Here is a 15,516-nt window from a genome sequence, read left to right as displayed (position 1 = left end):
TTTGGACAAGCTGGGGTATTTCCTACAACCGGACGAACTTTTCACGGCAATTAGCGACAAGGGTAATGCCGACACCAAAGGCAAAAGCAACTTCATCCTGGAAGACCTTCAGGCGATCCTCAATTCCATCGAGCAAAGCACGATGGGGACTGACAGTGAGGATGACTTCAATAAACTGTTCGAGGACCTGGACCTCAACAGCACCAAGCTCGGTCGCAGCGTGGATGCGCGGAACTCGCTAATTGCGCGTGTTCTGAAGCACCTCGACAAGATCGATTTCGAACTCGGCAAAGTTGACGCGGATGTCTTGGGCGACGCCTACGAGTACTTGATTTCGAAGTTCGCGTCCGGTGCGGGCAAGAAAGCCGGTGAATTCTATACTCCGCAGCAGGTTTCAAAGATCCTCGCCAAGATTGTTACCCTGGACAAGAAACGGATCAAGTCAGCCTATGACCCGGCATGTGGATCAGGTTCTTTGCTCCTGCGCATCGCCAAAGAGGCCGATGTCGGTTCGTTCTATGGTCAGGAGCTAAACCGAACGACCTACAACCTCGCGCGGATGAACATGATCCTGCACGATGTGCATTTCAGCCGGTTCGACATCAAGCAGGAAGATACCCTCGAAGAGCCGCAACACCTCGATCAACGGTTCGAGGCAGTGGTCGCCAATCCGCCGTTCTCCGCGAAGTGGAAAGGGGCGAATAATCCGCTCAACGAAACGGACGAACGTTTCAGCCAGTATGGCAAACTTGCTCCGAGTTCGAAGGCTGATTTCGCCTTCGTTCAGCACATGATCTACCAGCTCGCCGACAACGGCACTGCTGCTATTGTGCTGCCGCACGGTGTGCTTTTCCGAGGCGCTGCTGAGGGAACGATCCGCGAATACATCATCAAAGAAATGAACTACCTGGATGCAGTCATAGGCCTTCCGCCAAACCTGTTCTATGGAACCTCGATTCCGGCCTGCATCCTTGTTCTTAAAAAGTGCCGCGTTCACGATGACAACATCATGTTCATCGACGCCAGCGCAGAATTCGAGAAGGTCGGCAACCAGAATGCTCTGACTGACGAGTACGTTCGCAAAATAGTCGAGACCTATGAGCGCCGTGAAAAGGTCGAGAAATACGCCTATCCGGCTCCGCTCAAGGAGATTGCCGAAAACGGCTACAACCTCAATATCCCGCGATACGTGGATACGTTTGAGCAAGAGGAAGAGATTGATCTCGATGCGGTTGCAACTGCACTTCACACGCTCGAGAAAGATATGAAAACCACCGACAAGACCATCGCGGGATTTTGCGATGAGCTCGGCATTAAAGCCCCCTTTGCGCTATGAGTGTGGCAGTAGAAAACACACCGAAACTGCGTTTACCTGAGTTTTCGGATGAATGGGAGACGGCCCTGTCACACGAGGAGTTCGACTATCGAAATGGGCTCAACTTTACGCGCGGATCTGTTGGCGAGAAAATAAAGGTCGTTGGTGTTGGGGATTTTAAAGATAACACCTTGCTTTCCGAAGCGTCGAAGCTTGCCGAGATCACAATCCGAGGCAACGTTCGCGAAAATGATCTGCTGAGCGAAGGTGACTTGTTGTTCGTCCGTTCAAACGGAAACAAGGCACTAATTGGTCGTTGCCTGCAAATAGGCCCAATTTCCGAAAAGATGTCGTTCTCAGGTTTTACGATCAGAGGCCGCCGCAAGGGCTCGCGTGTTTCGAGCGAATTTGCGGGACATCTATTTCGCTCTGAGAGATTTCGAAGCTATTTGGACGTTGCCGGTGGCGGAACAAACATCAACAATTTGAGCCAAAGAATACTTGAAAATTTCCCTCTCACGTTTCCGAAGGATCGAGAGCAAGACAAAATATCCTCGTATCTTGAAACAGTTGAGACCAAGATTGAGCAGTTGACGCGCAAAAAGGCGCTGCTGGAAGACTACAAAAAGGGCTGCATGCAACAGCTCTTCACCCAGAAACTCCGTTTTAAAGACGGCCAGGGCAACGACTTTCCTGATTGGGCGGAAACGACGGTTGGGGAAACGTTTGACTGGGTTCGCACCAACAGTTTGTCGCGGGACAAGCTGAATTATGGTGCGAACGGCGAAGTTCAGAACATTCACTACGGCGATATCCATTCTAAATTCCATGCCAACTTCAGGCAAGGGCTCGAAAAGGTGCCCTACATCTCGGGTTCTCTTAGAGCTGATTTCGCAGAAGAGGATTTTTGCAAACCAGGTGATGTTGTCATTGCTGACGCATCCGAAGACTACACAGACATAGGCAAAGCCATCGAGATTGTAGAATTAAGTGACCCCCCACTGGTTGCAGGTCTTCATACCTACATTGCTCGACCAAAGGGTTGGAAATTGGTTCTTGGATTCGCTGGCTACCTACTCAGGAGCGCGACCATGCGAAGACAGACTATGCGCATCGCTCAAGGCATTTCGGTTCTTGGTGTCTCTAAGGGTAACCTGGCTACCTTGACGTTAGAGCTTCCGCACCCTGACGAACAAAGAAAAATTGCAAATTTTCTATCTGCCATCGACACCAAGATCAGTCTTGTCGAGGATGAGCTGTTCGCTGCCCAAGATTTCAAAAAGGGCCTACTACAGCAAATGTTTGTATAATGTTGGATGCTTTTACAGTTTACGATCGTTTGAAGGATTTCTTTCCAGAGGCCAAGGCCTTTCGGGTGCCACTAGAAGAAGCCTACAATGGCGCATCGACTGTGGGTAAGCAGATCGACCTCGCCAATACGATCTACGAATGTGTGGGCAAGAATGCTTGGGCAAATACTGCTGAAGCACCTGTTCACAGTAAGATCGAGACAGCCAAAATCACCGCTATTTTGAAGGGAGCCAAAGCTTTTTTCGATGAGCATGATCCCGACTTCTATGAAGAAGTGTTCTCTGCGTTGATCACTCCTGCTGGGCGCATTCTAGGCAACCGCAGCACAAGTGGCGACATTTCCCACGGGCATTTGCCCTCGAAGAAGGAGCTTAGCCCAGCGCATGCTGCGATGTCGTTGAACTTGGCCCTATCCTTTGCGGCTTACTACTTCCACATTTTGGAGATGTCTTCTGGTAAAATGAACTACGACGATCACTCAGACGAAGGCGGTTTCAACAAGTGGCTTGATGCCAAGGGTGATCGGATTGGCGGTGCGTACTACAGTTGGCTACTTTATCAGCATGACTACGACGCTTACGAAAACTATTTTGATGAATTTCAAGCATTAGAAACGAATGAATAGCCGACGATATGAATACCCAGTCAGAACAACAGCTCGAAAACAACCTCGTCGCCCAACTTGAAACCTTGGGATTTTCGAAGGTCTCGATTCCTGACGAAACGGCCCTGGTCGAAAATCTGAAGGCCCAGCTCGAAATCCACAACGGCATGACGCTCAGCGATGCAGAGTTCAATCAGGTTCTCAACAAGCTGGCCAAGGGTAAAATCTTCGAGAAGGCCAAAATCCTGCGCGACAAGATCGATTACACACGGGATGACGGCACGACTGGTTACATCGAGCTGATCGATCAGATCCAGTGGTGCAAGAACCAGTACCAGGTGACGCACCAGGTCACCATGACCGGCAAGTACACCAACCGCTATGACGTGACGCTGTTGGTCAACGGCTTGCCGCTCGTGCAGATCGAGCTAAAGCGTCGTGGCCTTGAGATGAAAGAGGCGTTTAACCAGACTAACCGCTATCACCGCCACTCGTTTTCGGCGGGCTATGGGCTCTTCGGCTACATCCAGATTTTCGTGATCTCGAACGGGGTCAACACCAAGTACTACGCCAACAACCCAATCCATAAGCGCGACTTCAAGCAGACGTTCTTCTGGGCCGATGAAGACAACAAAAAGATCGCGCAACTGTCCGAGTTTGCCGAGGCCTTCCTTGAAAAGTGTCAGCTGTCGAAGATCATCACCAAGTACATCGTTATGAATGAGAGCGATGAAACTTTGATGGCGCTTCGGCCCTACCAGTACTATGCGGTCGAAGCGATCGTTGAGCGGGTCAAGAACACCGAGAAAAACGGGTACATCTGGCACACGACTGGATCAGGCAAGACTCTTACCTCGTTCAAGACGGCGCAGATCCTCACCCAGTCGCCGAACGTCCACAAGGTGGTTTTTGTCGTTGACCGTAAGGACCTCGACTACCAGACGATCAAGGAGTTCAACAGTTTCAGCCCTGGCAGCATTGATGGCACCAACAACACCCGCAGCCTGGTCCAGCAGTTCACCGACGACACGCCGATCATCGTGACCACTTTGCAGAAGCTGAACACTGCGATCAGTCGACAGAAGCACCTAGAGAAGATGGATGCGCTTAAGGACAAGCACATGGTGTTCATTTTCGACGAGTGCCATCGCAGCCAGTTTGGCGACACGCATCGCCGGATTGTTGAGTACTTCCCAAACGTCCAGATGTTCGGATTCACTGGCACGCCGATCTTCGCGAAGAACGCCTCCAAGAACGCACTTGGCAAACGCACGACAAAGGACCTCTTTGGCGACTGTCTGCACAAATATGTCATCACTGATGCGATCCGTGACGAGAACGTTCTGAAGTTTTCAGTTGAGTACATCCGGACGGTGAAGCAAAAGGACGAAATTGCTGATATCGAAGTCGAGGCGATTGACACCGCCGAAGTGATGGAAGCGCCGGAGCGACTGGACAAGGTATCTGACTACATCATTGCCAACCATGCCCGGAAGACACACAGCCGCGAATTCACGGCCATTTTCTGCGTTAGCAACGTGAAGACCCTTTGCGCCTATTACGAGCTGCTACGGGCTAAAAAAGGCGCAGGAGGGCACAATCTGCGCATTGGTACGATCTTCTCATACCAAGCCAACGAGGATGACCAGGAAGTTGCTGGTTTCATCGATACCGACATCATTCCTGATGGATGCGACGATACCCCGATCAACAAACACAGCCGCGACAAGCTTGATGAGTATATCGATGATTACAACAGCATGTTCGGCACCAACTTCTCGACCGACAATTTCTATGGCTACTACAAGGATATCGGAAAGCGCGTGAAAGCGAAGCAGCTCGACATCCTGCTGGTCGTGAACATGTTCTTGACCGGTTTCGACAGCAAACCGCTGAACACAATTTACGTCGACAAAAATCTCAAATACCACGGACTGCTTCAGGCATATTCGCGGACCAATCGAACCTTGGGTCAGAAAAAATCCCAAGGGAACGTGGTGTGCTTCCGCAACCTGAAACCGGCCACCGATCAAGCGATCGAACTCTTTGCCAACAAGGATGCAATCGAGGACATCGTCCTCGCCCCATACGAGGACTACATCGAAAAATTCCAGGAGGCGGTCGACAACCTGTTCGAGGTAACGCCGACTGTTGAAAGCGTGGATGACCTTCTAACTGAGGAGGACGAAGCCAGGTTCATCCAGGCGTTCCGAGAGGTAATCCGCGTGAAAAACGTCCTGGATTGCTTCACCCAATTCAGCTTTGATGACCTGCCAATTAACGAGCAGTTATTCGCAGATTTCAGGAGCAAGTATCTCGATCTCTACGACAAGGTCCGCAGTGACCACGAGAAGGAAAAGGTGTCGATCCTTGACGATATCGACTTTGAAGTTGAACTGATCAGCCGCGATAAAATCAACGTCAGCTATATCATCGCCCTGCTGCAAAACATGCGGGATTCCAAACCGGAAGATCAGGCGAAACAACGCAAAGCGATCATGGATATCCTGGACACGGAAGCCCAACTGCGCAGCAAAAAAGAACTCATCGCCCGGTTCATTGCTGAGCTCTTCCCGAACATCCCAGCCGAGGCCGATGTCGGCGATGAATTTGAAACCTATTGGGCCGAGCAAAAGCGCCAAGCGATCCGGCAGCTTTCGGAGGACGAAGGACTGGATGCCGAAGGTCTCGAAAGGGTCATCGGGAACTACTTGTTCACAGAAAAGCCGCCAATGCGCGACGAGGTCATCGGCATCATGGAAACGCGCCCGAAGCTCCGTGAACGCGGTAGCATCGCGGAACGCGTGATCGGCAAAATCAAGGATTTCGTTGAGACTTTCATCGACGGTATCGACTAGGGAAAGCTCGGCTCGAAGCCCCGGGTCGTCTACGAAGGCAGGTCGATCATCTGAAACAGCTTTGATCCAATTGAAGCCCAATCGCCTAGCACTAGCTCGGCATTGACGTTCTTATAGAGTCGCACGGGATTGACGGCTTGGGAAACGATTGCCCTTCCAGCGGGATGTGATTTTTCCTTTAGAACATCAAGGAATTTTGCCTGTCGGGACCGGCTTGTGAACAACCACAAAACAAGCATGTTTGCCTTCAGGCCATAGTGCGACTTTTGTAGCTGACGTTCGAGCACTTCAAGATACTGATCGATCGAACGGCCAAGCGATTTCCTTGCAGCTGTGGATTTGATTGGCTCTGTCCCACGGTCGACCTCCAGCATGAATGCGCGGAAGCTGCCACCGTAGTCGAGTGCGAACAACTGATCAGGTATCAATTTTCCGCGCTTCATCGGGATCTCTAGCGTTACGCCCCGCTTGGTGAGGATCGTGTGCGCTGGGATGTAGCGAACACGGCGTTGCGCCGCTGTGATATCGATCGAGCTAGTCACACATGACGTCGCAAAGCCATGCCACCAATGGCCTGTCGGACGAACGGTCGGTTCCGCTAGCCCCAGATCAAACAGATGCTCTTTCGCTGCCTTGGTCAGATCATAGACGTAAGGATTGAAATCAGAGTGTTCGGTGGCTCGTTGTTGCTGAGGCAGTCGAAGAAAACCTCCCGCGCGCAGCTTCTGCATCTGCCGAAGCGCCGTATCTTTGCAGCGATGCGTGTCACGTGTCAATTCATAGAGATACTGCGATGATAGGGGGCCGTGGCGTTCAATATGCTTGAGCCAAAGGATCTCGCGATTCGTCGGCCTGACGCCAGTTTGAGGCGCTATGTGGTGGAATGTTGACCTGCCAAGGCTGTCCGTCTGCTTCATGCCCGGCATGCTAGCAGGAATCAGAGCTCTGGAGAACGGGATGTTGGGTCATCATCCTGTTTTTCTTCGGGTTTTTCTGCTTTCTCGTTCTCCGGTGGCGCGTCATGTTCAGCACTTTTGCGCAATGGTTCAGCATAGGTTTTTCGGCTGTGATCGCGGATCTCGTTTATCTCATCCTTCGACGCGCGCGGCAGGTTCTCCAGAACAAAAAACGGGAAACTGATCGGGACAGCGTTCTTAGTCAGGCCGCGCACAAAAGTGGCGAAGGTGCCCTTGGGCTGTTCCTGAATCTTTTCTGCGCCGGACGCCATCTGCCCCGCCAGAGCGCGCGCATCGCGCGCAGAGACGCCACCGGCCAGTTTAATCGACGTATTGGCTTCAAACGCCTCCTGAAGGCCGTTTGAGAGCTGACCCAGGTATTGGTGCGCCATGATCATGCCGACTTTGTATTTGCGGGCCTGACTTAGTATGACGCCAATGTTCTGGTCAAAGTAGTCCTGTGCCTCATCGACATAGACCATCACCGGCAAGCGGTCGTAGTCCGGCAGCGTGGCGCGTTCTTGAGCGGCTTGAGCAATCAGCGCGATGAAGAAGCGCCCGAAAATCTCGGTGCCTTGTTCCTTCAGCAAGCTCTTCGACGTGTTGATCAGGATAAGCTTGCCCGCGTTCATCTCGGTGAACATGTCGAACTTCGATTGCGGGTTCGTGAACATCCGCTCGAAGGTCTGGTTTTCCAGCACGCCATAAAGACGGCGCAGCACCTGGGTTTTAGTGTTGGTGAATTCCTTGCTGTCGAATTCGGTCTCAAAGAAACGGCGAGGCGTGCCCTCCAGCCTTTCGATGTGTTCGCGGTACTTGTCAGTGCCACCTGGTTCCATCAACTCGCGCAGCGTGTGGATCGTCGCACCGGGGATGTGGAACATCAGCCGGGTGACATAGCGGAAGACAACGCTTTGCTTTGCTGTCATGCCTGCGGACAAGAGCGAGCCAAGGACAAAATCATAGAGCTCGATAATCGAGTTGGTCAGCCGCTCGCGCTCCAGATCGTCATAGCGCTCCAGCCGTTCCTGGCCAACCGAGAAGAGGTTCAGACTGACCGGGAAGCCGATGTCCTCCGGATCAATCAGCACGATCCGATCGGGCGGCACAGTCTTCGCCTTCAGGATCGTATTGATCAAATCTCCCTGGCTGTCGATCACGATGACGGATTTGTCGTGCCGCTCGACATCCTTAAGATCCCTGACGATGAAGTATTGCAGCGTCTGGGTTTTGCCGTGGCCGGAGCCTGCCACGATATGCGTGTGTTCGAACCGGTTTTTCTCGGGGATCGTGAACGGTGTGCGCAGTCGGAAGAGCTCTTTCAGAACCGTGCCGGACAGGTAGGTTTCAACCACATCATCGCCTTTGTAGTCGCGCGGAAAGATCGGCTGCGACCTGTGTGTCTTCTGAAGATTGGCATCAAGGCGTTCACGAAGCTTCTTGAAATGGTTGTAATCGTTGTCCTGGAAGAACGGAGCGATCAGGCTCGAGACGGCGTTCCCCAGCGGGTGGACGAACTGCGTGACCTCGACGAGAACATCACCATCAATTGGCGGCACAGCCTCGGCAATCGTGGCCAGGCTTTGCGAGATCACATCGAGGGCCGACAACACCATCACCCGGTCACTACGAGCCTGACCAACCCGCGCCAGCATATCCCGATAGCGCGCACCTTCGACCGTGTTGCAGAGTGCCGGTGGCGGTGGGATTTCCGGCATCAGCCCTTCCTGTACGAAGAGCTCTTTGCCAATCTCCAGCAGCTGGATCTTCAGTGCTTCCGGCATGTCGGGTGGCCAGTGACGTGCCAGCGCTGCATCGACGTCATCTTCCGTCAGGTGGACGTCCCCGGCCAGAGCGTGATTGTACAGCAGCTCGGTTTCTTCGCGGGCAAGACGTTCCAAACGCTTCGGGCTTTCGCGGTACATTCGGATACCGATGTAGAGGGCTGCGCCCAGAAGCAGAAACGGTGTCACGATGATCGCAAGAACCAGAAAGCCCGCGACAATCACGAAGGCTGCGGATCCGCTGAAGAGGTCATCGAACGCCGAACGCTGCATCAGAACTCAACCACAGTTCGGGTACCAGTTTCGGCATTATCGTCCAGCCACGCTTTCATCTGGCTCAACATTTCCAAAAGATCTTCTTCGTAGATTTTGGATTTCGAAGGCGTGGCGCAAAGAAACCGATCGGTCCTTCCATCCATCAGATGTTCGACGCGCAGTTCGAACTTCTCATCCCGATCATCCACCCGAGCATTGGCTGGCCTTCGATCAACAAGCTTAGTTTTTAAGAGTCCCCTTTGCCGAATGATCTGTTTCTCTTCGTGGGTAAAGGCAACGGTGAGATGGACCTCGTAGTATGTCTTCTTCAGAAGCAATCCTTTGCGGATTGTATGATGATCTATTGAGACGCGCATCAGGGTAAGCCGGGCAGGCTAATTTTACATTTTGGGGTGGTGGGTGAAGAAGCGAAAGCGGATGAAGTCATGATGCTAATTGGCCGGTTCTTGTTCTGGTATGTTCAGCGGATTTCAAGAGTGTTTCCCCATACGGAATACCCATAGAGGTTGGGGGTCCGTATGGGGGTCATTTAGCTGCGGAAATTCGGGTTTACCCCAAGCTGGCGGACGTACTTTTCAGCCGCTTCGCGCGATGAGAACGCCATGCGGCCATAAAAGAATTTCCCGTTCTCTTCGGTGATCGTGTGGGCTGGCTCTATACTCGACTTGGTTTCGCCAACTTCAATTTCCGCTTCTTGCCCCGGGTTAGGCTCGACAATGCTGGCTATCGGCACCTCGTTCTTGTTCTCGATAGCGGGGACATCCAGTTTTGCATCAATTGCGGCCACGGCATCTGCATGTGTGGGAAACACCTGTCCAACAGCTCGATAAGTGCTGCCGATATGATAGATGTTGTGGCCACGATGCCTGCCAGGATCTTCACCGTTTGATTGACGTGACAAGCTCGGTTCGGTGCGCTCGAACGAAGCCCCAGGTTTCTCCCCTACAACGGCCTTCTGAGCTGAGAACGAGCGACTATCTGTGTCTTGTCGCTTGAGGCTTTGTTTGGAAATCTCGAGCTGCTCTCTGGCCACTTTTAGTGCTTGCTGGCCGTATTCGGCGGAGTCAACACCCGCTCGCCAGTTCTGAACAGCCCCGACCAAAAATAGACCAATCAAAGAGCCGCTCGCGCCCGTTAAGAATAGCAAGAATTTCTGACCATCTCCTGCATAGCGTCCGGCACTACTGGCCAAGATAAGGCCAACAAAGATCCCGAGCACAACAACGCTCCATCCAATGAATTCTAAAAAACTGAATGTCTTTCTTGCAACGTCATATGACCGTAGGCGATCTGCCATAATCCATCCCTTCCAATAAATACTCTTGTTAATAGCTGCTATCCTGCACTCTAACAGGTGCTCACTCAATAGTTGAGTGTTCGCGTCAAAATCGAGAAAGCCGCAGCAAAGCGCGGCGGCAAGATCTCGGTGAGTATGTCATCGAGCATACGTTACTTTGACTCGGTTTTTCTGGTCCCGATCTATCATTGAAATCATCCCAACAGCTCCGCGTCACGCGCCAACGCCAATGCCTCGAAACAGACCACGTTGTGTCCTTCGCTTTCCCAGGGCTTGGCATGTTTTGGAACCAGCCCTGCCAAGTCTGGGAACTGCTCACCGAAAGCTGAAGCTTCTTCGTAGACGTTGGCAAACCTTCGTTCTCGGCTGACGACGAGATTGCGGATAGGTAGGTCTTCTCCAACTGACTGAAAGGCTTTGAGAATGGCAATCTGTCGTTTGCCTTTCCTCGCCGCAGAGTCAGGGTTCTCGCTGACCAAGACGTCGGGCTTGTGTTCCGTGATCCAGTCCCGGAGTTTCCTGGCGGCTTTTTCCGGTGATTTTGCTTTCTTCCCGGCTGCGTCCCAGGTGACCGGCATACCATCTTCGAGAATTATACAAGCGATGCGTTTCGTTCGCGCGGCGACCGCCAGTACGCGCTGTTTCCTAGCTGTCATGGTGTGTGCCGCTTTCGTCTAGTAATCGCTGATGCAGTCGTTCCAACGTCCGCGTTCGGTTGTGATGCCCCGGTATCGTTTTTTCCGGTTCTGATAGATGTCCCAGCCGAACTTCTAGGTCGTTGCGAACTTCGTCGAAAATCGCGCCGTAGAGGCTTTCGAAATTCTTACCGAACACGAGCGACAATGTGCAGATCTCTCGGATCGTCGGCAAACGCTGACCTCGCTCTAGCTGGCTGATACGGTATTCCGACCCGCCGATAAGGTGGCCACAATCCTTCTGTGTCAGGCCAGACATTTTACGCGCGGCCTTAAGATCAAAAATGAACTCATCAAACATACTTGGTTTGGTTAGTGAATAAGGGGCTCTATGGTAGCCCTTTACTCTACGCAGGGAAACTGGTGGTCGATTGCAGCATTTGAAAACGGGTTTTGCCGGTTCCAGCCGGGATCGGACCCTGGCTGAGGCGCAAGCGAGCGAAAGGGCAAAGCCCGTTTCGCCTCAACTAAAGTCCGAGCCCGCAGATCGGCGGCAAAACCCGTTTTCACAATTTCCTAGAGGTATTTTTGCGCATTTCGCCAGTTCGCGCCAGACGGGCCGCATCGTACGACCTGCAACTCCAGTCATAAAAAGAAAACCCGCCCCATCCAGGGCGGGTCCATTCTGCAACCGAACAATGGCGTGCTCTCAGTACTCGCTGGCCAACATGATTGTCAGGACACGATGTGTCACCAGCGGATTGGCTGCATCCGCCGAATGCTGTTCCAATTTTGGATCGAAAGGGTCAATCTTCCAGAACAGTTTTACACCATCAATCTCGAACGCCCCGAAGTCATGTTCGCCATGTGGGTCGTTGTCTTCAGAAAAGCCATCGTACTCTGCGACTGCTTGCCCAGCTTTGGCGAGGAAAGCATCTCCCATAGACTTGACGCCGATTGTCACCACGATGGTGGCATTGTCGAGCTGCCCATGACGCAACGCGTCATTGAGACGCGCGATCCGCTTGGTGCGGAACTCTTTATCAATCTGCCACGTCGGCGTGTTGACCTCACCGCATTTGTCGCAAGCGAACTCGTCAAAAACCGCCTTGAGCACCCAATCCCCGAACGCGATACTCCATTTCGCCCAGGCATCCCGAACCACATTTGGTGATCCACAGTTTCCGCAAGTCGGATAAGCTCCGACCATATCCCAGATATTAATATCCTTTGGCATGTTTCTCTCCTCGCGTTTGAGTGCGCCCGACTGATTTCCGGCGCACCCATCGCGAGGCGAATATGGAACTATCCTTTTGTCATTGTTGAGAATTACCGGTGAAATGCAAAGACGTGCCCACTTGCGAATTCTGCAAGCATGACAACCGACCTGTGAGACCGTCTATTGCGAAAAGCGCAAAGGCCGCAGAATGGAGCGATGCCATCCCTACCAAATCGCGTGACAACCCTTGGTCTAGCCTATCGTGCCAACGGTCCAATTCCGTACGGAATCCAGCTTACCGATCGATTGTCGCATATGTACATCATCGGCCAGACTGGGACTGGCAAGTCGACTCTTATTGAGAACATGGTACGCCAAGATGCCAGTTCCGGGTTGGGGTTTTGCATCATTGATCCGCACGGTGATTTGGCTGACCAGCTGGCGCAAAACCTTGGCGAGCACGCGCTGTATTGGCGCGTTGCAGACACCACCAGCCCGTTTGGGTATAACCCGCTCACGCGCACCAGCGCCGCATTCAGGCCAATTGTTGCCTCGGGTCTCATCGACGCCCTCAAGAAACAATGGGCCGAAGCCTGGGGCCCCCGCATGGAGCACCTACTACGCTATGCAATCTTGGCGCTACTGGAACTGCCAGAGACTGACCTTGGCGACATACTCCGGATTTTTCTTGAACGAGATTTCCGAAAACAGGTTCTATCCCAGGTCAGCGATTTGCAGGTCCAACGTTTCTGGCAGGAAGAGTTTCCGGCTATGAATTACAAAACTGGCGCAGACGGAATCGCGCCGATCGCCAATAAACTCGGCGCATTTCTTGCACACCCCACAGTGCGACGCGCTGTGTGCGACCCAGAGAAGCCTTTGCGGTTCAGAGACATTATGGACCAAGGTCGTTTCCTAATCGTCAATCTGGAGAAAGGCCGGCTCGGTGCGGACATCGCCAATGTCCTCGGTGGCCTCTTGGTATCTAGCATCGCCCATGCTGCATTCACTCGGGCAGACCTACCTGAGACTGAACGACGTCCGTTCATGCTCTACGTCGATGAGTTTCATTCATTTACAACCGAGACCTTGGCCGAGCTGCTTTCCGAGACCCGAAAGTATCACTTTGGGGTCACATTGAGTCAGCAACATACGCTGCAATCCAGCTCTGCCGTTTTCGCTTCCGTCATGGGAAATGTCGGAAGCATTGTGTGTTTCCGGGTTGGAGCTCTGGACGCACCAACGATGGCCAATCAACTCGGACGAATCGATCCACAGGACATCATGATGCAGCCAAACTTCCGGGCCTTTGTGAGGCTCATGGTGAATGGTGAAAGGATCCGAAGTTTTTCCATGAAGACCTTGCCTTCTGGCTTTGGCTGATCTTGAAACCGGAGCCGTCTTTCGGGATGGTGACATCCCAGTATCCTTAGGAACATGAACAAAGACGAACACCTAGAACGCCATCTCGAAATTTGCCGCCAGATGTACCTGCGTATGTTGGTGGACGGAGCATGGCCTTGGAAGGAAGGTCCAGATTCGCCAAATGCTGAGGATATGGTAGAGTCTGAGGATACTGATGACGACGTATGAAACCGTGTTTTGGATACATCCGAGTGTCCACCCAGAAGCAGGGATTGGGTGTTTCACTCGATGCACAAGTTGATGCCATCACGGCCTTTGCGAGTCAGCACCACCTCGAGATCATTAAATGGTTTGAAGAGAAAGAAACCGCTGCTAAGCGTGGACGGCCAATCTTCAACCAGATGCTTCGCCAACTCAAGAAAGGCGAAGCATCCGGTTTAATCATGCATAAAATTGATCGATCGGCCCGAAATCTGCGTGACTGGGCTTTGGTTTCTGAATTGCCGAACCTAGGCATCGATATCTTCTTCGCCACAGAAAGCCTGGATTTCCGGTCGCGGGGAGGGCGTCTCGCGGCAAATCTTCAGGCAGTCATCGCTGAAGATTACATCTATAACCTGCGAGAAGAGTGCATCAAGGGCCTCAACGGACGTCTGAAGCAAGGGCTGTATCCGTTTCGTGCGCCGATCGGCTATCTGGACAATGGGCGCGGAAAGCCCAAAACACCTTGTCCGACAAAATCGCCACTAATCCGGCAGGCTTTTTCCCTTTATGCCACAGGACAATACTCGATGCGTTCGCTTCAGGTTAAGTTGGAGCGGTTGGGATTGCGCAATCAGGCCGGTCGACCGTTGAGTCAACACGGTGTCGAGACAATTCTTGGAAACCCATTTTATACGGGGATGATCGTTATCAAACGCACGGGAGCTGTTTATGAAGGCATCCATGATCCAATTGTGACAGCAAGGGTTTTTCAACGCGTCCAGGACATCAAGTCCGGAAAAGCTGGTAAGAAAGTAACTCGCCACAATCATTTATATCGGGGGCTGTTTCGATGCGGGCTCTGCGATAGCGCGATGTCGCCGGAGCGACAAAAGGGCCGGGTATACTATCGATGCCAAACGCCGTGTTGCGCCACAAAGACTGTCCGCGAAGACGCTGTTACCGACGTGGTAGTGGCTGCATTGCGGAAGTGTGAGCTAACTCAAGACCAGGCTGACAAGTTGAAGCAGGATTGGTACGCGTGGCTGGTAAATGACGATCGCGATCAGAAGGCCAAGTCACTAGATCTGCGAATTGGCCAGTGCCAAGCGCGGCTCACACGCCTGACCGACTTATTGATAGATACTGCTATCACGCGCGACGAACATGACAGTCGAAAGCGGGCACTGACTCTGGAACTTACCACCGTTCGTGAAGAACGGAAAAGGGCTGAGCAGTTCCACCTTTCCGATGACGAGATGGAGAAATTTCTCGAACTGATGAAAAACCTTGCACAGCTTCATATTTCGGCAAAACCAGCCGAAAAGCGCTGGATACTCGAAAACTGCTTCTCGAACCGGACGGTTGTGGGAAATGAGATATGTTTAGAGCCATATTCTTGGCTTCAGGTCAGCGATTTTGATCGGCTGACCCCTATGGTGAACCATAACGGCCCACTTCTCGAACTTTTGCACACAGGGCAAATTCCGATCGAACCGGAGCACACCGATGCAGGCTTAGCAAGGTGCATCGATTTGGAAAAATGACCATAACCGACACGCAGACCGAAATTTTGGACCGCCTGAAGCGATAAAGCGTTCGTTTGAGCGATATTCAGGAAATCTGGAAGAGGACTGAATCGTGGGTTCCTCTTGGTCCTCGCAAGCACTCTGGAAGAGTATGATCTTCATGTCA

The 15,516-nt window shown here is 52.4% G+C and carries 13 protein-coding genes; 6 read left to right on the top strand and 7 right to left on the bottom strand.

Features of this window, described 5'->3' with window-relative positions:
- The first annotated feature begins 1 nt into the window (after position 1).
- From MWU51_RS07475 to MWU51_RS07460, 4 genes are read left to right on the top strand one after another with little or no spacing between them, the layout of a single operon-like run.
- Positions 2-1,336 (top strand): type I restriction-modification system subunit M, encoded by a 1,335-nt coding sequence (locus tag MWU51_RS07475; RefSeq protein WP_247036018.1) that lies wholly within the window; start codon positions 2-4, stop codon positions 1,334-1,336.
- A 2-nt stretch (positions 1,337-1,338) separates the two neighbouring features.
- Positions 1,339-2,625 carry a restriction endonuclease subunit S gene (locus MWU51_RS07470; protein WP_247036016.1) on the top strand — a complete coding sequence of 429 codons (1,287 nt, stop codon included), beginning with the start codon at positions 1,339-1,341 and terminating at the stop codon, positions 2,623-2,625.
- Positions 2,625-3,251: a hypothetical protein gene (locus MWU51_RS07465; protein WP_247036014.1), complete on the top strand. Its 627-nt coding sequence runs from the start codon at positions 2,625-2,627 to the stop codon at positions 3,249-3,251. The genes MWU51_RS07470 and MWU51_RS07465 overlap by 1 nt, the downstream gene beginning before the upstream one ends.
- A gap of 8 nt (positions 3,252-3,259) precedes the next feature.
- A complete protein-coding gene (locus MWU51_RS07460; RefSeq protein ID WP_247036012.1) occupies positions 3,260-6,088 on the top strand; it encodes a type I restriction endonuclease subunit R in 2,829 nt (942 codons plus the stop codon).
- A gap of 29 nt (positions 6,089-6,117) precedes the next feature.
- Here the strand turns inward: MWU51_RS07460 and MWU51_RS07455 are convergent, their stop codons facing one another.
- The 7 genes from MWU51_RS07455 to MWU51_RS07425 all read right to left on the bottom strand — a co-directional run bounded on the left by MWU51_RS07455 (position 6,118) and on the right by MWU51_RS07425 (position 12,273).
- Positions 6,118-7,005: a replication-relaxation family protein gene (locus tag MWU51_RS07455; protein ID WP_247036010.1), complete on the bottom strand. Its 888-nt coding sequence runs from the start codon at positions 7,003-7,005 to the stop codon at positions 6,118-6,120.
- A gap of 20 nt (positions 7,006-7,025) precedes the next feature.
- Positions 7,026-9,101 (bottom strand): type IV secretory system conjugative DNA transfer family protein, encoded by a 2,076-nt coding sequence (locus tag MWU51_RS07450; protein WP_247036008.1) that lies wholly within the window; start codon positions 9,099-9,101, stop codon positions 7,026-7,028.
- A complete protein-coding gene (locus MWU51_RS07445) occupies positions 9,101-9,460 on the bottom strand; it encodes a hypothetical protein (RefSeq protein WP_247036007.1) in 360 nt (119 codons plus the stop codon). Before MWU51_RS07445 ends, MWU51_RS07450 begins: the two co-directional genes overlap by 1 nt.
- 173 nt (positions 9,461-9,633) lie before the next feature.
- Positions 9,634-10,401, bottom strand: coding sequence for a hypothetical protein (locus MWU51_RS07440; protein ID WP_247036004.1), 768 nt, complete (start codon positions 10,399-10,401; stop codon positions 9,634-9,636).
- A gap of 194 nt (positions 10,402-10,595) precedes the next feature.
- Positions 10,596-11,057 carry a hypothetical protein gene (locus MWU51_RS07435; protein WP_247036003.1) on the bottom strand — a complete coding sequence of 154 codons (462 nt, stop codon included), beginning with the start codon at positions 11,055-11,057 and terminating at the stop codon, positions 10,596-10,598.
- On the bottom strand, positions 11,047-11,397 hold the full coding sequence (locus MWU51_RS07430; RefSeq protein WP_247036002.1) for a helix-turn-helix transcriptional regulator: 351 nt from the start codon (positions 11,395-11,397) through the stop codon (positions 11,047-11,049). The genes MWU51_RS07435 and MWU51_RS07430 overlap by 11 nt, the downstream gene beginning before the upstream one ends.
- A 348-nt stretch (positions 11,398-11,745) precedes the next feature.
- The gene (locus tag MWU51_RS07425) at positions 11,746-12,273 is read right to left on the bottom strand and encodes a DUF3768 domain-containing protein (protein WP_247036000.1); all 528 of its coding nucleotides are present in this window, start codon (positions 12,271-12,273) and stop codon (positions 11,746-11,748) included.
- Positions 12,274-12,471: 198 nt separating this feature from the next.
- Between MWU51_RS07425 and MWU51_RS07420 the strand changes: the two genes are divergently transcribed.
- Complete coding sequence (locus MWU51_RS07420; protein ID WP_281502651.1) at positions 12,472-13,638, top strand: DUF87 domain-containing protein; 1,167 nt, start codon at positions 12,472-12,474, stop codon at positions 13,636-13,638.
- 206 nt (positions 13,639-13,844) lie between these two features.
- Positions 13,845-15,368 carry a recombinase family protein gene (locus tag MWU51_RS07415; protein WP_281502650.1) on the top strand — a complete coding sequence of 508 codons (1,524 nt, stop codon included), beginning with the start codon at positions 13,845-13,847 and terminating at the stop codon, positions 15,366-15,368.
- The last annotated feature ends 148 nt before the right edge of the window (positions 15,369-15,516 follow it).

Source organism: Aliiroseovarius sp. F47248L, assembly GCF_023016085.1.
In the GTDB taxonomy this organism is placed as follows: Bacteria; Pseudomonadota; Alphaproteobacteria; order Rhodobacterales; family Rhodobacteraceae; genus Aliiroseovarius.
This window is presented reverse-complemented; position numbering and strand designations above follow the sequence as displayed.